At 67.6% G+C, this 18,092-nt stretch carries 16 protein-coding genes; 13 read left to right on the top strand and 3 right to left on the bottom strand.

What is annotated here, in order from left to right; genetic code table 11:
- Window positions 1-27 precede the first annotated feature (27 nt).
- Entirely contained in the window at window positions 28-555 is a 528-nt protein-coding gene (gene smpB / locus H8B22_RS00370) for an SsrA-binding protein SmpB (RefSeq protein ID WP_187712199.1), read from the bottom strand.
- A gap of 60 nt (window positions 556-615) precedes the next feature.
- Between smpB and H8B22_RS00365 the strand changes: the two genes are divergently transcribed.
- Both H8B22_RS00365 and H8B22_RS00360 read left to right on the top strand, forming a co-directional pair.
- Complete coding sequence (locus H8B22_RS00365) at window positions 616-1,080, top strand: type II toxin-antitoxin system RatA family toxin (protein WP_187712198.1); 465 nt, start codon at window positions 616-618, stop codon at window positions 1,078-1,080.
- The gene (locus H8B22_RS00360) at window positions 1,077-1,349 is read left to right on the top strand and encodes an RnfH family protein (protein WP_187712197.1); all 273 of its coding nucleotides are present in this window, start codon (window positions 1,077-1,079) and stop codon (window positions 1,347-1,349) included. The genes H8B22_RS00365 and H8B22_RS00360 overlap by 4 nt, the downstream gene beginning before the upstream one ends.
- A 77-nt stretch (window positions 1,350-1,426) precedes the next feature.
- Here H8B22_RS00360 and H8B22_RS00355 read toward each other — a convergent pair whose 3' ends face one another.
- Window positions 1,427-1,822, bottom strand: a complete 396-nt coding sequence (locus H8B22_RS00355; RefSeq protein ID WP_187712196.1) for an outer membrane protein assembly factor BamE — start codon at window positions 1,820-1,822, stop codon at window positions 1,427-1,429.
- A 169-nt stretch (window positions 1,823-1,991) separates the two neighbouring features.
- Here H8B22_RS00355 and fur point away from each other — a divergent pair, with 169 nt between their 5' ends.
- Window positions 1,992-2,399 (top strand): ferric iron uptake transcriptional regulator, encoded by a 408-nt coding sequence (gene fur, locus H8B22_RS00350; protein WP_187712195.1) that lies wholly within the window; start codon window positions 1,992-1,994, stop codon window positions 2,397-2,399.
- Between the two features lie 68 nt (window positions 2,400-2,467).
- On the opposite strand, the gene recN is transcribed toward fur, so the two are convergent.
- Window positions 2,468-4,159 (bottom strand): DNA repair protein RecN, encoded by a 1,692-nt coding sequence (gene recN, locus H8B22_RS00345; RefSeq protein WP_187712194.1) that lies wholly within the window; start codon window positions 4,157-4,159, stop codon window positions 2,468-2,470.
- Between the two features lie 140 nt (window positions 4,160-4,299).
- Here recN and hrcA point away from each other — a divergent pair, with 140 nt between their 5' ends.
- The 10 genes from hrcA (at window position 4,300) to greA (ending at window position 18,091) form a co-directional block, all read left to right on the top strand.
- Window positions 4,300-5,364, top strand: a complete 1,065-nt coding sequence (gene hrcA, locus H8B22_RS00340) for a heat-inducible transcriptional repressor HrcA (protein WP_187712193.1) — start codon at window positions 4,300-4,302, stop codon at window positions 5,362-5,364.
- 116 nt (window positions 5,365-5,480) lie between these two features.
- Complete coding sequence (gene grpE, locus H8B22_RS00335; RefSeq protein ID WP_343204062.1) at window positions 5,481-6,005, top strand: nucleotide exchange factor GrpE; 525 nt, start codon at window positions 5,481-5,483, stop codon at window positions 6,003-6,005.
- A 107-nt stretch (window positions 6,006-6,112) separates the two neighbouring features.
- On the top strand, window positions 6,113-8,032 hold the full coding sequence (dnaK, locus tag H8B22_RS00330) for a molecular chaperone DnaK (RefSeq protein WP_187712192.1): 1,920 nt from the start codon (window positions 6,113-6,115) through the stop codon (window positions 8,030-8,032).
- A gap of 90 nt (window positions 8,033-8,122) precedes the next feature.
- Window positions 8,123-9,253, top strand: coding sequence for a molecular chaperone DnaJ (gene dnaJ / locus H8B22_RS00325; protein ID WP_187712191.1), 1,131 nt, complete (start codon window positions 8,123-8,125; stop codon window positions 9,251-9,253).
- 130 nt (window positions 9,254-9,383) lie between these two features.
- Window positions 9,384-10,094, top strand: coding sequence for a 4-hydroxy-tetrahydrodipicolinate reductase (gene dapB / locus H8B22_RS00320; protein ID WP_187712190.1), 711 nt, complete (start codon window positions 9,384-9,386; stop codon window positions 10,092-10,094).
- 189 nt (window positions 10,095-10,283) lie between these two features.
- Window positions 10,284-12,464, top strand: a complete 2,181-nt coding sequence (locus tag H8B22_RS00315; protein ID WP_187712189.1) for a DUF1631 family protein — start codon at window positions 10,284-10,286, stop codon at window positions 12,462-12,464.
- A gap of 219 nt (window positions 12,465-12,683) precedes the next feature.
- A complete protein-coding gene (gene carA, locus H8B22_RS00310; RefSeq protein ID WP_187712188.1) occupies window positions 12,684-13,808 on the top strand; it encodes a glutamine-hydrolyzing carbamoyl-phosphate synthase small subunit in 1,125 nt (374 codons plus the stop codon).
- The gene (locus H8B22_RS00305; RefSeq protein WP_187712187.1) at window positions 13,805-14,248 is read left to right on the top strand and encodes a DUF6973 domain-containing protein; all 444 of its coding nucleotides are present in this window, start codon (window positions 13,805-13,807) and stop codon (window positions 14,246-14,248) included. The genes carA and H8B22_RS00305 overlap by 4 nt, the downstream gene beginning before the upstream one ends.
- Window positions 14,249-14,255: 7 nt before the next feature.
- The gene (carB, locus tag H8B22_RS00300; RefSeq protein WP_187712186.1) at window positions 14,256-17,507 is read left to right on the top strand and encodes a carbamoyl-phosphate synthase large subunit; all 3,252 of its coding nucleotides are present in this window, start codon (window positions 14,256-14,258) and stop codon (window positions 17,505-17,507) included.
- Window positions 17,508-17,614: 107 nt separating this feature from the next.
- The gene (greA, locus tag H8B22_RS00295; RefSeq protein WP_187712185.1) at window positions 17,615-18,091 is read left to right on the top strand and encodes a transcription elongation factor GreA; all 477 of its coding nucleotides are present in this window, start codon (window positions 17,615-17,617) and stop codon (window positions 18,089-18,091) included.
- Window position 18,092 lies beyond the last annotated feature (1 nt).

Here is an 18,092-nt window from a genome sequence, read left to right as displayed (position 1 = left end):
GGTGCAGCCTGACGTTGGCGCGGCCGGTTACGCGTCCTTGTTGTGCCGGCGCATCGCCCGCTGCTTCTCGCGGGCCCAGTCGCGCTCCTTGCTGGCTTCGCGCTTGTCGTGGGTCTGCTTGCCCTTGGCGAGCGCGACTTCGGCCTTGACCTTGTTGCCCTTCCAGTACAGCGCGGTGAGCACGACGGTGTAGCCCTCGCGCTGCACGCGACCGATCAGCCGGTCGATCTCGCGCCGGTGCAGCAGCAGCTTGCGGGTGCGGCGGTCCTCGGTGACCACGTGTGTCGACGCGGAGATCAGCGGGGTGATCTGCGAGCCGTACAGGAACATCTCGCCCTCGCGGATCATCGCGTAGGCGTCGACGATGTTGGCGCGACCGGCGCGGATCGCCTTGAGCTCCCAGCCCTGCAGGACCAGGCCGGCCTCGAAGCGTTCTTCCAGGTGGTACTCGTGGCGGGAGCGCTTGTTCAGCGCGATGGTTTTCACCGCCTCGCCGCCGCCCTTGGCCGCCTTTCCTTTATCCTTCCCGGTCTTGTTGCTGGAATTCTTTGCCATCGCGCCATTGTCACACGCTGGCGGCGCGCTGGCACCGACCGGAACGCACTGCCCAAGCCGATGCCCACGATCCGCCGTTCCGCCCTCGTCGAGCATTCGGCCGCGCGCATGTTCGCGCTGGTCAACGACGTGGCCGCCTATCCGCGCCGCTTCGACTGGTGCGAAGCCGCGCAGGTGCTCGAAGCCGACGACGAACACATGCTGGCCCGGCTCGACCTCGGGCTGGGGGCGCTGCGCACCTGGTTCACGACGCACAACACGCTGAAGGCGCCGCACCACATCGACCTGAAGCTGGTGGACGGGCCGTTCCGCAAGCTGACGGGGCGCTGGGAATTCCATTCCCTCGACGAATCCGCGTGCAAGGTCACGCTCACCCTCGACTTCGAACCGACGGTGAAGCTGCTGGGACCGGCGCTGGCGGTCGGATTCCAGAGCCTGGCCGACCGCATGGTCGACGACTTCGTGCGCATCGCCGATTCGGCGGACGCGGATTCGGCCAACGCCGATTCGGGCGCGGTGCCGTGAAAGTCGAGCTGGTGCGGGCCTGGCCGCGCCGCTTCGAGCGGATCAACCTGGAGCTGCCGGCGGATGCCAGCGTGCGTGCCGCGGTCGCGATGGCGGGGTGGGGCGATGATCCCGAAGTCGTCGGCTATGCCGTGTTCGGTCAACGCATCGACGCGGACGCCGCCTTGCACGATGGCGATCGCGTGGAGCTGCTGCGGCCGCTGCAGGCCGATCCCAAGGACGCGCGCCGGCAACGCGTCGAGGAACGCCGGCGCTTGCCGAAGAAATAATCACGGCATGGTGGAAGCGCGGAAACAAAAAAGCGGAGCCTTCGCTCCGCTTTTTTCGTCTTGCTGCCAACGCTGGCTCAGCGGCGGCGCTTCTTGTCCTTGTCCTTGGCCAGGTTGCGGCCGAACTGTCGCGGCGCGGCGCGGGCCAGTTCCTCGTCCTGCTCCGGGAAGTAATCGCCTTCCCAGCGGGCGAGGGTGTCGTTCTCGAAATGCAGGGTGAGGTTCTTGATCTCGGTGCGGCCGATGCGGCCCACGCGCTGGGTGGCGGTGTAGTCCCAGCGATCCTGGTGGAAGGGGTCCGCGATCGAAGGCGTGCCCAGCAACACCAGCACCTGCTGCCTGCTCATGCCGGCCTGCAGCTGGTCGACGTTGGTCTTTTCCAGCAGGTTGCCCTGGTAGATCGGCTGCTTGTAGAGGATGCCGCAACCCGCGGTGGACAGGGCGACGATGAGGACCAGCAGGAGCTTGCGCATCGGGTTCTTCGCGACAGCGGGCAGTAGAATCAGGGGCCGATGATACACTGAAGCCATCGTCACGCAGCCCGGACGATGACGTGTTCATACGCCGTTCCGGCCCGATGATCGCCGGCGACGCCAGCGATCCCGCGCCACGATCGCGGCCGGCGCAACGACCAGGAAAGCCATGGAATCCGAAGACCTTCGCAATGCCGGCCTCAAGGTGACCCATCCGCGCCTGCGGATCCTGGGATTGCTGGAACAGGCCAAGCCGCGGCACATGACCGCCGAGGACATCTACCGCAACCTGCTCGAGCACGGCGAGGATATCGGCCTGGCCACGGTCTACCGGGTGCTGACGCAGTTCGAGGCCGCGGGGCTCGTGCTGAAGCACAACTTCGAAGCCGGCCAGTCGGTCTACGAGCTGGACCGCGGGCACCACCACGACCACATGGTCGACATCGATACCGGCAAGATCACCGAGTTCGAAAGCGCCGAGATCGAGGAACTGCAACGCAAGATCGCCGCGCAGCACGGCTACGAGATCGAAGAGCACTCGCTGGTGCTCTATGTGCGGAAGAAGGCGCCGCGGTAGACCATCCGCCACGAAACCGATGAACGCGCCGCAGCGCGCGGCGTCATCGAATCGCCGGCCTTCGGCAACTACTCCACATCCGCCAGCAACCGCTTCGCCGCTGCCCGCGCTTCGCGGGTCATCTCCACGCCACCGAGCATGCGCGCCAGTTCTTCCTCGCGCTGCTTCGCGTCGAGCGACTGCACCGCGCTCTGGGTAACGCCTTCGCTCGCCGCCTTGCTGACGCGGTAGTGCGCGTGTCCCTGCGCGGCGACCTGCGGCTGGTGGGTCACGCACAGGACCTGGCGCGAGGCGCCCAGGGCGCGCAGCTTCTGCCCGACGATTTCGGCGACGCCACCGCCGATGCCCGAATCGACCTCGTCGAACACCATCGTCGGCACGGCATCCAGGCCCAGCGCGGCGACTTCGATGGCCAGCGAGATGCGCGACAGCTCGCCGCCCGAGGCGACCTTGCGCAGCGGCCGCGGCGGCTGGCCCAGATTCGCGGCGACCAGGAACTCGGCGCGCTCGGCGCCCTGCGGGTCGGGGCGTTCGCTGTCGTTCGGCTCCAAGGCGATCTCGAAGCGGCCGCCGCCCATGCCGAGTTCGCCGATCAGCGCGGTGGTGTCCTTCGACAGGGCCTCGGCCGCGGTGCGGCGCCGCGCGCCCAGCGCGTCGGCGGCCGTGCGCCAGTGCGCGTGGGCCCCGGCGATCTCTGCGTCGAGTTGCTGCAGGCGTTCGTCGGCGCCACGCAGGCGCTCGAGTTCTTCCGCGATCGAATCGCGTTGGCCGGCGAGTTGTTCGGCCGGCACGCGGTGCTTGCGCGACAGCTCGTGGATGCGGCCGATGCGGCGTTCCAGCGATGCGAACGCGTCCGGGTCCACGTCGAGGTCGCCGCGGACGCGGTCGAGCAGGACGAGCGCCTCGTCGATCTGGATGGCAGCCTCGTCGAGCATGGCACCGATGTCGTTGAGGCGCGGTTCGTGCTCGGCCACGCGCTGCAATTCGCCGCGGACGTGGTGCAGGGCGCGGGTCAGCGACGGGCCTTCGTCGCCACCCAGCTGGGCGAAGGCGCTGTCGCAGGCCGCGATCAGTCCCGCCGCATGGGCGTGACGCCGGTGGTCGGCGTGCAGCTTCGCCAACGAATCGGCATCCAGCGTTTCCCGGTCCAGCTCGGCGAACTGGTGTTCGAGCCAGCTGATGCGGTCGGAGACATCGCCCTGCGCGAGTAGGGTGGCGCGCTCCTGGGTCAGCTCGCTCCATGCCCGGGCGGCACCGGCGACGGCGGCCAGCTCATGCTCGGTGCGGCCGTAGGCGTCCAGCAGGGCCAACTGGCTGGCGCGTGCGAGCAAGGCCTGGTGTTCGTGCTGGCCGTGGATCTCCACCAGCAGGCCCGCGAGTTCGGCCAACTGGGTGACTGTCGCCGGGCGGCCGTTGATCCAGGCGCGCGAACCGCCATCGGCGCGGATAACGCGACGTATTTGACAGGTAAACCACTGGCAGGCCAGGTCGCCGTCGCCTTCGTCGAGTTCGTTCTCGCGCAGCCAGGCCAGCGCCGGCGAGGCGTCGTCGAGGGCGAACTGCGCGGTGAGTTCCGCGCGTTCGGCGCCGTGCCGGACCACGCCGCTGTCGGCGCGCAGGCCGGACAGCAGGCCGAGCGCATCGACCAGCAGCGACTTGCCCGCGCCGGTTTCGCCGGAAATGACGGTGAGGCCGCGGCCGAAATCCAGCTCGGCGCTGCGGACGACGGCGAAATCCTTGATGGCGAGGTGGGCGAGCATGGGCGGATTGTAAGCGGCGACAGTTGCGGAAGAAGGCGGGCAGGTCAGGCCTCCTTTCATATCCGCGCTGCGTCTCACAAACCGAAACAGGTGTCCGGCCACGGCTTGCGCCGGCCGGGTAGCGGCTTTATATCCCCTGCATGAGCCGCCATCCCTCCGATCTCGCCAGCCTCGATCCGCGCGCGCGGCATCTGCTGCGCACGCTGATCGGCCGCTACATCCAGAGCGGCGAGCCGGTCGGGTCGCAGACCCTGGCCCGGCATGCCGGCCTGGACGTGAGCGCGGCGACCATCCGCAACATCCTGTCGGACCTGGAGGAAATCGGCCTGCTGAGCGCGCCGCACACCTCCGCCGGTCGCATCCCGACGGCACAGGGGTACCGGCTGTTCGTCGATTCGCTGCTGCAGGTCCGGCCCTTGCCCGAGGGCGAAATCGCCAAGCTGCGCAGCGAGCTGCCCAGCGGCTCGGGCACCCAGGCGCTGCTGGACAGCGCCTCCGAGCTGCTCTCGGCGATGACCCACTTCGTCGGCGTGGTGAGCGTGCCGCGGCGCGAGCAGTTCGCCTTCCGCCGCATCGAATTCGTGCCGCTGGACGCGCAGCGGGTGCTGGCGATCCTGGTGTTCGCCGACAACGAGGTGCAGAACCGGATCATCCAGACCCGGCGCCCGTACGACGCCAGCGAGCTGGAACGGGTCGCCAACTACCTCAATGCGCATTTTGCCGGCCGCACGCTGCCGGACATCCGCGCCCACCTGTTGCACGAACTGCGCAACGCCCGCGACGAGATGGGAGCCCTGCTGGCCCGCTCGGTGGAGCTGGCCGAGCAGGTCCTGGCGCCCAGTCACGACGACATGGTGCTGGCCGGGCAGACCAGGCTGATGGGCGTGCAGGAGCTGTCCGACCTCGACCGCCTGCGCGACCTGTTCGACGCCTTCGCCCGCAAGCGCGAGATCCTGCAATTGCTCGAGCGCACCGTCCGCGCACCCGGGGTACGCATCTTCATCGGCGAAGAGACCGGCCTGGCCCCGCTGGAAGGCATGTCGCTGGTCACCGCGCCGTATGCGGCCGGGGGCAGGGTGCTGGGGGTGCTGGGCGTGATCGGTCCCAGCCGCATGGCCTACGACCGCGTGATTCCCGTGGTCCAGGCGGCCGCCGAGGCGCTGGGCGCGGCCATCCACCCCAGCGCGCCCGACGCCATCCCCTGACGCCCGCGCCCCTGATGGGGCGTCGTCCGCGGATGAAGGCGGGCGCTTGAATCGGTCCGAGCCCGGCCCCATTGCAGCCGGGTGCGCACTTCGCGCAAGGCCAGACCACGCTCACGATGACGACCGAACCGATGCCCGACGCCACCGGCGAGAATTCCGCCGCAACTTCCGACACCACCGCCGCCAACTCCGTATCGGAGCTCGAGACGCTGCAAGCCGAAATGAACCGCTTGCGCGAAGAGTCGCTGCGCGAACGCGCCGAACTCGAGAACCAGCGCAAGCGCCTGGCCCGCGACATCGAGACCGCGCGCAAGTTCGCCAACGAGCGCCTGCTCGGCGACCTGCTGCCGGTGATCGACAGCCTCGAGGCCGGCCTCTCGGTCAAGGCCGACACCGCGCAGCACCTGCGCGAAGGCATGGAGCTGACGCTGCGGCAGCTGCTCAAGGTCGCCACCGACAACGGCCTGGTCGCCGTGGACCCGGTGGGCCAGCCCTTCAACCCGGAACACCACCAGGCCATGAGCATGGTCGATGGCGACGGCCACGCGCCGGGCCACGTCGTGCAGGTCTACCAGAAGGGCTGGCTGCTGAACGAGCGGCTGCTGCGCCCGGCACTGGTGACCGTCAGCAAGCACGACTGAACGCGGAGCGCGCCCGAACCCTTGAACCGGGCAAAGCGATCCCCCAGATAGCGCACATCAGCGGTCGCGTACCGCCATAACGAACAGATTCGCGAGAGGAACCACCAATGGCAAAGATCATCGGCATCGACCTGGGCACCACGAATTCGTGCGTTGCGGTCATGGAAGGCGGCAAGGCCCGCGTCATCGAGAACGCCGAAGGCGACCGCACCACGCCTTCGATCGTCGCGTTCACCAAGGACGGCGAAGTGCTGGTCGGCGCCTCGGCCAAGCGCCAGGCCGTCACCAACCCCAAGAACACCTTCTACGCGGTGAAGCGCCTGATCGGCCGCAAGTTCACCGACGCCGAAGTGCAGAAGGACATCGGCCTGGTCCCGTACAAGATCACCCAGCACGACAACGGCGACGCGTGGGTGGAGACCGCCGACGGCAAGAAGATGGCGCCGCAGCAGATCTCCGCCGAAGTGCTGGCCAAGATGAAGAAGACGGCCGAAGCCTACCTGGGCGAAACCGTCACCGAAGCCGTCATCACCGTGCCGGCCTACTTCAACGACAGCCAGCGCCAGGCGACCAAGGACGCCGGCAAGATCGCCGGCCTCGACGTCAAGCGCATCATCAACGAGCCGACCGCAGCCGCGCTGGCCTACGGCATGGACAAGAAGGGCGGCGACCGCAAGGTGGCCGTGTACGACCTCGGCGGCGGCACCTTCGACGTGTCGATCATCGAGATCGCTTCCGTCGACGGCGAAATGCAGGTCGAAGTGCTGTCGACCAACGGCGACACCTTCCTGGGCGGCGAAGACTTCGACAAGCGCGTCATCGACTACCTCGTCGAAGAGTTCAACAAGGACCAGGGCATCGACCTGCGCAAGGACCACCTGGCCCTGCAGCGCCTGAAGGACGCGGCCGAGCGCGCCAAGATCGAGCTCTCCTCCGCGCAGCAGACCGAAGTGAACCTGCCGTACGTCACCGCCGATGCGAGCGGCCCCAAGCACCTCAACATCAAGCTGACGCGCGCCAAGCTCGAAGCCCTGGTCGAGGACCTGGTCAAGAAGACCATCGAACCCTGCCGCATCGCGCTGAACGATGCCGGCCTGCGCGCCAGCGAGATCTCGGAAGTGATCCTCGTCGGCGGCCAGACCCGCATGCCGAAGGTGCAGCAGGCCGTCACCGACTTCTTCGGCAAGGAGCCGCGCAAGGACGTCAACCCGGATGAAGCCGTGGCCGTCGGCGCCGCGATCCAGGGCGGCGTGCTGCAGGGCGACGTCAAGGACGTGCTGCTGCTCGACGTGACCCCGCTGTCGCTGGGCATCGAGACCCTGGGCGGCGTGTTCACCAAGATCATCGAGAAGAACACCACGGTGCCGACCAAGGCGTCGCAGACCTTCTCGACCGCCGAGGACAACCAGTCCGCCGTGACCGTGCACGTGCTGCAGGGCGAGCGCGAACAGGCCCGCTACAACAAGTCGCTGGCCCGCTTCGACCTGTCCGGCATCGAGCCGGCGCCGCGCGGCATGCCGCAGGTGGAAGTCTCGTTCGACATCGACGCCAACGGCATCGTCCACGTGACTGCCAAGGACAAGAAGACCGGCAAGGAACAGAAGGTCGAGATCAAGGCCGGTTCCGGCCTGTCCGAGGACGAGATCAACAAGATGGTGCAGGACGCCGAGGCGCACCGCGAAGAGGACAAGAAGTTCCACGAACTGGTGCAGGCCCGCAACCACGCCGACGGCCTGATCCACGCTGCGCGCAGCGCGATCAAGGACAACGGCGACAAGGTGCCGGGCGACGTGATCGGTCGCGCCGAGGGCGCGATCGCCGAACTCGAGACCGCGATGCGCGGCGACGACAAGGCGCAGATCGAGGCCAAGTCGAAGGTGCTGGAGGAAGCCGCGCAGTCGCTGTTCGCCGCCGCTTCCGCCGGCCAGCCGGGTCCGGACATGGGTGCCGGCGCGGCCGGTGGCCCGTCCTCGGACGACGTGGTCGACGCCGAGTTCACCGAGGTCAAGGACGACAAGAAGTCCTGAGGCCGACGCGATAGGCGATAGGTCATACGACGGGCAGGCCCAGGCCTGCCCGTCGGTGTTTGGAAGCACTGGGGAACGACGGCAGCACCGATGAGCAAGCGCGATTACTACGAAGTCCTGGGCGTGGCCCGCGACGCCAGCGACGAAGACCTGAAGAAGGCCTACCGTCGCTGCGCGATGAAGTACCACCCGGACCGCAATCCGGGCGACCACGCCGCCGAGGCCTCGTTCAAGGAGTGCAAGGAGGCTTACGAAGTGCTCTCCGAGGGCTCCAAGCGCCGCATGTACGACCAGCACGGCCATGCCGCGTTCGAACACGGCATGGGTGGCGGCGGTGGCGGTGCCGGCGCGTATGCCGACATGGGCGACATCTTCGGTGACATCTTCGGCAATATCTTCGGGGGCGGCGCCGGCGCGCGCGGCCCGCGTCGCGGTGCCGACATCGGCTACGTGATGGAGCTGTCGCTGGAAGAAGCGGTGGGCGGGGTCGAGAAGCAGATCGAGATTCCCACGCTCGACGAATGCGACAGCTGCAAGGGCACGGGTTCGGCCGACGGCAAGCTCGAGAACTGCGGCACCTGCCATGGGCACGGCCAGGTGCGCTTCCAGCGCGGCATCTTCTCCATGCAGCAGACCTGTCCGCATTGCGGCGGCCGCGGCAAGACCATCACCAGTCCCTGCGGCGATTGCCATGGGCAGGGTCGCGTGGAACGCACCAAGCACCTGCAGGTCAAGGTGCCGGCCGGCGTCGACAACGGCGACCGCATCCGCCTGGCGGGCGAGGGCGAAGCGGGGCCGGCGGGAGCGCCGCCGGGCGATCTCTACGTGGAGATCCGCGTGCGCCCGCACGAGATCTTCGAGCGCGACGGCGACGACCTGCATTGCGACGTGCCGATCCGCATTTCCCAGGCCGCGCTGGGCGACATCGTGCGGGTGCCCACCCTCGACGGCGAAGTCGAGCTGCGCATTCCTTCCGAGACCCAGACCGGCAAGCAGTTCCGCCTGCGCGACCGCGGCGTGAAGTCGGTGCGCAGCCGCGCGCCGGGCGACCTGTATTGCCGTGTAGTGGTGGAGACGCCGGTGAACCTCACCGCGGAGCAGCGCGAGCTGCTGGAGAAGTTCGAAACGACCTTCGTCGGCGACGGGGCGCGCAAGCATTCCCCGCGCTCGTCGACGTTCATCGATGGCGTCAAGGGCTTCTGGGACCGGATGACTTCGTAAGCGGCACGGCATGTGCCACGCAAGCGGCCCCGTTGGGGCCGTTTGCATTTGGCGTGGACGAATCCGACGACGACACTCCGGTGAGCGCGACCTGCTGGGCAGGAAGCGTGCGAGCGGTTAGCCTGCGCGCATGAATACCCCTGTCCGCATCATCATCCACGGCGCATCGGGCCGCATGGGCCAGGCATTGCTGCGGCTCGCAGGCGAACGCCCGGAGATCCAGGTCGTGGCCGCCGTGTCGCGCAAGGTGGCAGCGCGCGTGGTCGATGGCGTGCCGCAATTCGCATCGAGCGAGCTGGGCGGCGTGCCCGAATTCGACGCCGCCATTGATTTCAGCCTGCCCGAAGCCTTCGACGCCGTCCTCGCGACCTGTCGTTCGCGCCGTGCCGCGCTCGTGTCCGGCACGACCGGGCTGTCCGCGTCGCAGCAGGAGGAATTGCATGCGGCGGCGACCGAGATTCCGGTGCTGTGGTCGGCGAACTTCAGCCTCGGCGTCGCCGTGCTCAGCGATCTGGTGGAGCGGGCCGCGGCGGCCTTGTCGGGCTGGGACTGCGACATCGTCGAGTCCCACCACGTCCACAAGAAGGACGCGCCGTCCGGCACCGCGCTCGCCCTGGGCGCGTCGGCGGAGCGGGGCGGGGCGGCGCCGCGCTACGCGTCGCTGCGCGCGGGCGACATCGTCGGCGAGCACCTGGTCCAGTTCGCCTCGCTGGGCGAACGGATCGAACTGGTCCACCGCGCCACCAACCGCGACATCTTCGCCCGCGGCGCGCTGCATGCCGCGTCGCGACTGGCGGGGCGGGCGCCCGGCGAATACCGGCTGCGCGATCTGCTCGGCTGACGGGGGCTGTGGAATGTGACGCATCGCACGTTCCGCAGCTCGACTCCTGCGTCGACGGAGCGTGAAGATCCGCTTCATGAACTGCGTCACCTCGCCGTTTGAGCGGGTCGCTAGGATGGCGACTGAACCGGGGGACAACGCATGACAATGCAAGGAGATTCATTCCCGGCAGGAAGCCGCGATCCACAGTTGCTGCTCACCGCCATGCAGCGCATCAGCCAGGAGCAGTTGGGCCTGGCGCTCGAGCGCATCCTGCGCCGTGCCGACGACTACCTGTTCGACAGCAGCAGCAATGGCGCCGGTGCGGAACTCACCGCGCTGCGCGACCTCCGCCGCGCCCGTGCGCAGATCGCGCAACGTTTCGACCAGTCGCTCGCGGCCGGCTTCCGCAAGCTGCAGGAAGCGCCGATGGCGACGCGCGCCGTCGATGCCTCCTCGCTGAGCCTGGTGTCGGATGAAGCGCTCGAAGAGCAGCTCGCCACCGAACAGGTGATCGACGTGCTCGGCCGGTACCACGCGCCGGCGCTGGAGTTGCTCGACAAGCGCCTGGCCGCGCTGACCGAGCGCCCGATGCTGGCCGCCCGCGACAACCCGGTGGGGCCCAAATTCCTCGCCGACGCGCTCGGCGGCTCGCTTGCCGCACTCGACGTCAGCACCGCCGTCCGCGTCGTCGTCTACAAGTTCTTCGAGCGCGAACTCTCCACCGCGCTCGCGCCGTTGTACGACCGGCTCAATTCCGGCCTGGTCTCGGCGGGCATCCTGCCGCACATCAAGCCGACCAAGCGTGCCGAACCGCTGCCGCAGCCCACCCAGCCGGGCGAAGCGCAGGGCGTCGCCGACCCGGCGACGGTGGCCGTGGCGAGTGCCGTCGCCAGCCAGTTCGGCATGACCGGGGCGGGCGACCAGGCGATGTTCTCCAGCCTGCTCGGCCTGCTGCAGACCTGGCGCCAGGCCATGCATCCCAACCGCGACACCGAGGGCGGCGTCAGCATGAGCACCTCGGACGTGATGAACGTGCTCTCGCTGCTGCAGCGGGAGCCGCCGCGCCCGGAAGTCCAGGGGCCGTCCGACTCGCGCATTCCGCTGGCCGAACAGCTGCGCCGCGACCTGCTCTCCGCGGCGCGCCGCATGGGCATGGGCGGCGACAACATCAGCCTGTCGAACGTGGACGAGGATGCCGTCGACCTCGTCGGCATGCTGTTCGACGTGATGCTGGACGAGCGCCATTTCGAAGCCGACGTGCGCGGCAAGATCAATCGCCTGCTGGTGCCGTATATCAAGGTCGCGGTCAAGGACCGCCGCCTGTTCCTGTACAAGGCGCACCCGGCCCGCCGCCTGCTCAATGCGGTGGCCGAGGCCAGCGAAGGCAATCGCGGCGAAAGCCCGCAGGAACGCGAACTCATGGCCCGCGTCGATACGATCATCGACCGCCTCGTGGCCGAGTTCAACGAAGACATCGCCATCTTCGAAACGCTCGAGCAGGAACTGCGGTCGTTCATGGAGCAGCACCGCAAGCGCATCGAAGTCACCGAGCGTCGCGCGGCGGAAGCGCAGCGCGGCAAGGAGCGGCTCGAACAGGCCCGCGAGAGCGTGTCGGTGGACCTCGCGATCAGCCGCGATACGCGCGAGCTGCCGCCGGCGTTCGATGCCTTCATCAACCAGTACACCGCGCACCACCTCACCCAGATCGTGCTGCGCGAAGGCAAGGATTCGCCGAAGTTCGCCGACGCCGTCAACGCACTGACGGCGCTGATGGTGAGCTTCGATCATGCCGAGCTGGGCGTGCCGGTCGACCGCCTGCCGGAAATGCCGCGGGGCACGCTGCTGGCGATCCTGGAGAGCTCCGGCATCCAGGGGCACGCGGCCGACGAGGTCATCGCCAGCCTGCAGCGGACCCTGCAGCGCGTGTCGGCGGGAGAGAACGTCGATGCGATCGCCGAGCCGCTTCCGGTCTCGCCCGTGGCGGCGGCTCCGGAACCGCCAGCCGATCCTTCCGAGCTGCGGGTCGTGGCCGGCAAGGACGGGCTGGATTTCGATCCGGACATGGCCGAACGGATGCGGGCGCTCGAAGTCGGCACCTGGCTGCAGCTGACCAGCGAAAGCGGCCGGGTCGAGCCCGCCAAGGTCTCCTGGATCAGCCCGATCTCCTCCCGCCTGCTGTTCGTGAACCGGCGCGGCATCCGCGTGCTGGTGGCCTCCGCCGAGGAACTGGCGGCGATGGCCCGGCTGGGGCGCGTGCAGTTGCGTGAAGCCGAGACGGCGTTCGACGACGCGATCCACCAGGTCATGGGCAAGCTGAAGGCGACCCTCGCGCCCACTGCGGCCGCGGCGCCTGCCGCCGGGTCGGCTTCCGAAAGCGCCACCGCCTGAAAAGCGCCTTCGCCTGAAGCCGCAAGGACGAGCCGCTGGCGCGAAATTCGCGCTGGCGTATCGGTGCCTGCGCCGCTACAATTCTCGCTCGCCTGAACCCCATCCGTCGGACCGGTACTGACCCGAGTCCGCGGTTTGCTGCAACCTGCGTTTGGCCAAGCCGCCAGATTCGGGACTGCCAGCCCGGGATCAGTCCCCCAAGCTGCCAAGGCGATCCCCGTGACCCAACCCGCAATCCTTGCGCTCGAAGACGGCACCATCTTCGAGGGCATTTCCGCAGGCGCGCCCGGCCTTTCGGTCGGCGAGGTGGTGTTCAACACCGCCATCACCGGCTACCAGGAGATCCTCACCGATCCCTCCTATGCCCGCCAGATCGTCACCCTGACGTACCCGCACGTCGGCAACACCGGCATGACCGACCAGGACGACGAGGCCGGCCAGGTCTGGGCCTCCGGCCTGATCGTGCGCAACGTGCCGCGCCGCCCGAGCAACTGGCGCAGCCAGGTCTCGATGCCCGAGTGGCTGGCCAAGCGCGGCATCGTCGCCATCTCAGACATCGACACCCGCAAGCTGACCCGCCTGCTGCGCGACACCGGCGCCCAGAACGGCGCGCTGATGGCCGGCGAGATCGACGTGGCCAAGGCGCTGGAAGCCGCGCGCAAGTTCCCCGGCCTCAAGGGCATGGACCTGGCGAAGGTCGTCACCACGACCAGCGCCTACGAATGGCGTGACGGCCAGCTCGACCTCGACAACAACGTGTTCGTGCAGGCCGAGCCGAAGCACCACGTCGTCGCCTACGACTTCGGCGTCAAGCACAACATCCTGCGCATGCTCGCCGAGCGCGGCTGCCGCGTCAGCGTGGTGCCGGCGCAGACGCCCGCCGCCGACGTGCTGGCGATGAATCCGGATGGCGTGTTCCTGTCCAACGGTCCCGGCGATCCGGAACCGTGCGACTACGCGATCGCCGCGATCAAGGAATTCGTCGACAAGAAGATCCCGACCTTCGGCATCTGCCTCGGCCACCAGCTGCTCGGCCTCGCCAGCGGTGCGAAGACGATGAAGATGAAGTTTGGCCATCACGGCGCGAATCACCCGGTGCAGGACCTGACCGGCGGTCGCGTGATGATCACCTCGCAGAACCACGGCTTCGCGGTCGATGAAACGACGTTGCCCGCCAACGTGCGCGTGACCCACCGCTCGCTGTTCGATGGCAGCAACCAGGGCATCGAACTCACCGACGCGCCGGCCTTCAGCTTCCAGGGTCATCCTGAAGCGAGCCCCGGTCCGCACGACGTGGGCCCGCTGTTCGATCGCTTCGTCGCTTCGATGCAACAGGCGAAGTGAAGGCCGTAGTCGCCAAGCCGACCCGCAAGCGCCTCTGGCGCAAGTTGTTCGTTGTTGCGGTGCTGCTTGGTGTCTATCCCGCGTTCGTGCTGACGGCGACCTACGCGCACTGGTTCCAGGCCGACCTGCCGGGTGGTCGCAACGGTCCCGCCGATGCGTACCGTCACTCGCTCGCCAGCGCGATCGTCGCCTACACCCTGTCGCCGCGCTGCGTGGACTGGGTGACGGCGGTGATGGAGCGGGGCGGGAAAGGGAGCCCCTCGCGTGCGATGGATGCGCACAACAACCGGCTCGGCGCGCGCATCGGCGCGACCGCCGACAGCTGGAATGCAATGCAGCAGGCCGTGCTTGCTGCCGTGAAGAACGGCGCGATCGATGCCCGATCGCCCGACCAGATCACCTGGCTCGCGCCCCGCGCGTGGCAGGACCGACTTTACTGAGGAAGCCATGCCCAAGCGCACCGACATCAAGACCGTAATGATCATCGGCGCCGGTCCTATCGTGATCGGCCAGGCCTGCGAGTTCGACTACTCCGGCGCCCAGGCATGCAAGGCCCTGCGTGACGAGGGCTACCGCGTGGTGCTGGTCAACAGCAACCCGGCGACGATCATGACCGACCCGAACATGGCCGACGCCGTGTACATCGAGCCGATCAACTGGCAGACGGTCGAGAAGATCATCGCCAAGGAAAAGCCGGACGCGCTGCTGCCGACCATGGGCGGCCAGACGGCTCTTAACTGCGCACTCGATCTCGCCGACAACGGCGTGCTGGAGAAATACAACGTCGAACTGATCGGCGCTTCGCGCGACGCTATCCGCATGGCCGAAGACCGCGAGCTGTTCCGCGTCGCGATGAAGGAAATCGGCCTGGAGTGCCCGAAGGCCGAAGTCGCGCACACGCTGGAGGAAGCGCTCGATATCCAGACCCGCGTGGGCTACCCGACCATCATCCGCCCGTCGTTCACCCTCGGCGGCAGCGGCGGCGGCATCGCCTACAACCGCGAAGAGCTGATCGAGATCGTCAACCGCGGCCTCGAGCTGTCGCCGACCACCGAAGTGCTGGTCGAGGAATCGGTGCTGGGCTGGAAGGAATTCGAGATGGAAGTGGTCCGCGACAAGGCGGACAACTGCATCATCGTCTGCTCGATCGAGAACTTCGACGCGATGGGTGTGCACACCGGCGACTCGATCACCGTCGCCCCGGCGCAGACCCTGACCGACAAGGAATACCAGCGCCTGCGCGATGCTTCGATCGCAGTGCTGCGCAAGATCGGCGTCGACACTGGCGGTTCCAACGTGCAGTTCGGCATCAATGCCAAGAACGGCCGCGTCGTCGTCATCGAAATGAATCCGCGCGTGTCGCGTTCGTCGGCGCTGGCCTCGAAAGCCACCGGCTTCCCGATCGCCAAGATCGCGGCGAAGCTGGCCGTCGGCTACACGCTGGACGAGCTGCGCAACGAGATCACCGGCGGCAAGACCCCGGCGTCGTTCGAGCCGACCATCGACTACGTCGTCACCAAGATCCCGCGCTTCGCGTTCGAGAAGTTCCCCCAGGCCGACGCGCGCCTGACCACGCAGATGAAGTCGGTGGGCGAGGTGATGGCGATGGGCCGCACCTTCCAGGAGTCGCTGCAGAAGGCCCTGCGCGGCCTGGAAACCGGCAAGGTCGGTCTCGACCCCACCGGTCTGGATCTGGCCAGCCAGGACGGTCTAGCGACGCTCAAGCGTGAGCTGAAGGAGCCGGGCCCGGAGCGCATGTTCCACATCGGCGATGCCTTCCGCGCCGGCATGAGCGTCGAGGACGTGCATGCGCTGTCGTTCGTCGATCCGTGGTTCCTCGACCAGATCGAGGAAATCATCGCGACCGAGAAGGAAGTCGCCGCCGACGGCCTGGGTTCGCTCGATACCAAGCGCATGCGCGCGCTCAAGCGCATGGGCTTCTCCGACGCACGCCTGGCCCAGCTCACCGGCACCGACGAAACCGCCGTGCGCACGCTGCGCCGCGCGCTCAAGGTGCGTCCGGTATACAAGCGCGTCGACTCCTGCGCAGCCGAATTCGCGACCAGCACGGCCTACCTGTATTCGACCTACGAGGACGAGTGCGAGGCGCAGCCGACCGACCGCAACAAGATCATCGTGCTCGGCGGCGGTCCCAACCGCATCGGCCAGGGCATCGAGTTCGACTACTGCTGCGTGCATGCCGCGCTCGCCCTGCGCGAAGACGGCTATGAAACCATCATGGTCAACTGCAACCCGGAGACCGTGTCGACCGACTACGACACCTCCGACCGCCTGTACTTCGAGCCGCTGACGCTCGAAGACGTGCTGGAAATCGCCGACCTCGAGAAGCCCAAGGGCGTGATCGTGCAGTACGGTGGCCAGACCCCGCTCAAGCTGGCGCGCGCGCTCGAAGCCAACGGTGTGCCGATCATCGGCACGTCGCCGGATTCGATCGACCTGGCCGAAGACCGCGAGCGCTTCCAGAAGCTGGTGCAAGACCTGGGCCTGGCCCAGCCGCTCAACCGCACGGCACGCAATCCGGAAGAGGCGCTGCTGCTGGCCTCGCAGATCGGCTACCCGCTGGTCGTGCGCCCGAGCTACGTGCTCGGCGGTCGCGCGATGGAAGTCGTCCATTCCGACGCCGATCTGACCCGTTACATCCGCGATGCGGTGAAGGTGTCGAACGACTCGCCGGTGCTGCTCGACCGCTTCCTCGACAACGCCGTGGAATGCGACGTCGACGTGATCGCCGACAAGGACGGCAACGTGCTGATCGGCGGCGTGATGGAGCACATCGAGGAAGCCGGCGTGCATTCGGGCGACTCCTCGTGCTCGTTGCCCCCGTACTCGTTGTCGAAGGAAGTGCAGGAAAAGCTGCGCGCCCAGGTCGTGGCGCTGGCCAAGGCGCTCAACGTCGTCGGTCTGATGAACACCCAGTTCGCCGTCACCTTCGACGAGCAGGGCAACGACACCGTCTACCTGATCGAAGTGAACCCGCGCGCTTCGCGTACCGTGCCGTTCGTGTCCAAGGCCACGGGCATGGCGCTGGCGAAGATCGCGGCGCGCTGCATGGTCGGCCAGACCCTGGCGGAGCAGGGCGCCACCAAGGAAATCATTCCGGACTACTACTCGGTCAAGGAAGCGATCTTCCCGTTCGCCAAGTTCCAGGGCGTGGATCCGATCCTCGGCCCGGAAATGCGTTCGACCGGCGAAGTCATGGGCGTGGGCCGCAACTTCGGCGCGGCGATGGCGCGCGCGCAGGAAGCCGGCGGCATCAAGGCACTGCCGGCGACCGGCAAGGTCTTCATCTCCGTGCGCGATCCGGACAAGCAGCGCGTGCTGCCGGTGGCGCAGGACCTGGTCAAGCGCGGCTACACGCTGGTGGCGACCGAAGGCACCCACGCGTTCCTGACCCAGCAAGGGCTGGTGTGCGAACGCATCAACAAGGTGGCCGAAGGCCGTCCGCACGTCGTCGACCTGATCAAGAACGGCGAGCTGGTCTACATCGTCAACACCACCGAGGGCCGCCAGGCCATCAACGACTCGTTCTCGATCCGTCGCGAAGCCCTGCAGCAGCGCGTGACCTACTCGACCACGGTGTCGGGTGCGCGAGCGCTGGTGAATTCGCTCGACTACCGCGGCACCGGTCCGGTCTGGTCGTTGCAGGAACTTCACGCGGAAGTGAACGGCGCTGCTTGAGATTCCGCGCGTCATCCCGGAATGCCGGGATGACGCGTCGGGCGATCTGAGACAGAATCGGCTTCATCAAGGCCGCAGGACGTGCGGCCGGCATTGGACAAGAAGAAATGCGAGCTCCCATCACCATGAAAGGCGCGCAACGCCTGCGCACCGAACTGGACGAACTCAAGTCGGTCAAGCGCCCGGCCGTGATCGCCGCGATCGCCGAAGCGCGTGCGCACGGCGACCTCAAGGAAAACGCCGAGTACCACGCCGCCCGCGAGCAGCAGGGCTTCATCGAAGGCCGCATCAAGCAGCTGGAAGCCGAACTGTCGCATGCGCAGGTGATCGATGTGTCGTCGCTCAATGCCGGCTCGCGCGTCGTGTTCGGCGCCACCGTCGAGCTGGCCGATGCCGACACCGACGAAGAGAAGACCTACCAGATCGTGGGTGACCTGGAGGCCGACATCAAGCAGGGCCTGATCGCGATCTCCTCGCCGGTGGCGCGTGCGCTTATCGGCAAGCACGAGGGCGACACGATCACGATCGAGGCGCCCGGCGGCACCCGCGAATACGAAATCGTCGGCGTCAGCTACCAGGGCTGAT

Source organism: Lysobacter terrestris, assembly GCF_014489475.1.
GTDB lineage: Bacteria > Pseudomonadota > Gammaproteobacteria > Xanthomonadales > Xanthomonadaceae > Agrilutibacter > Agrilutibacter terrestris.
This window is presented reverse-complemented; position numbering and strand designations above follow the sequence as displayed.

Coding starts and splice junctions, on each gene's coding strand:
- hrcA (WP_187712193.1), top strand. CDS start 4,300: ATGAGCCGCCATCCCTCCGATCTCGCCAGCCTCGATCCGCGCGCGCGG.
- grpE (WP_343204062.1), top strand. CDS start 5,481: ATGACGACCGAACCGATGCCCGACGCCACCGGCGAGAATTCCGCCGCA.
- fur (WP_187712195.1), top strand. CDS start 1,992: ATGGAATCCGAAGACCTTCGCAATGCCGGCCTCAAGGTGACCCATCCG.
- dapB (WP_187712190.1), top strand. CDS start 9,384: ATGAATACCCCTGTCCGCATCATCATCCACGGCGCATCGGGCCGCATG.
- dnaJ (WP_187712191.1), top strand. CDS start 8,123: ATGAGCAAGCGCGATTACTACGAAGTCCTGGGCGTGGCCCGCGACGCC.
- H8B22_RS00355 (WP_187712196.1), bottom strand. CDS start 1,822: ATGCGCAAGCTCCTGCTGGTCCTCATCGTCGCCCTGTCCACCGCGGGT.
- recN (WP_187712194.1), bottom strand. CDS start 4,159: ATGCTCGCCCACCTCGCCATCAAGGATTTCGCCGTCGTCCGCAGCGCC.
- dnaK (WP_187712192.1), top strand. CDS start 6,113: ATGGCAAAGATCATCGGCATCGACCTGGGCACCACGAATTCGTGCGTT.
- carB (WP_187712186.1), top strand. CDS start 14,256: ATGCCCAAGCGCACCGACATCAAGACCGTAATGATCATCGGCGCCGGT.
- smpB (WP_187712199.1), bottom strand. CDS start 555: ATGGCAAAGAATTCCAGCAACAAGACCGGGAAGGATAAAGGAAAGGCG.
- H8B22_RS00365 (WP_187712198.1), top strand. CDS start 616: ATGCCCACGATCCGCCGTTCCGCCCTCGTCGAGCATTCGGCCGCGCGC.
- greA (WP_187712185.1), top strand. CDS start 17,615: ATGCGAGCTCCCATCACCATGAAAGGCGCGCAACGCCTGCGCACCGAA.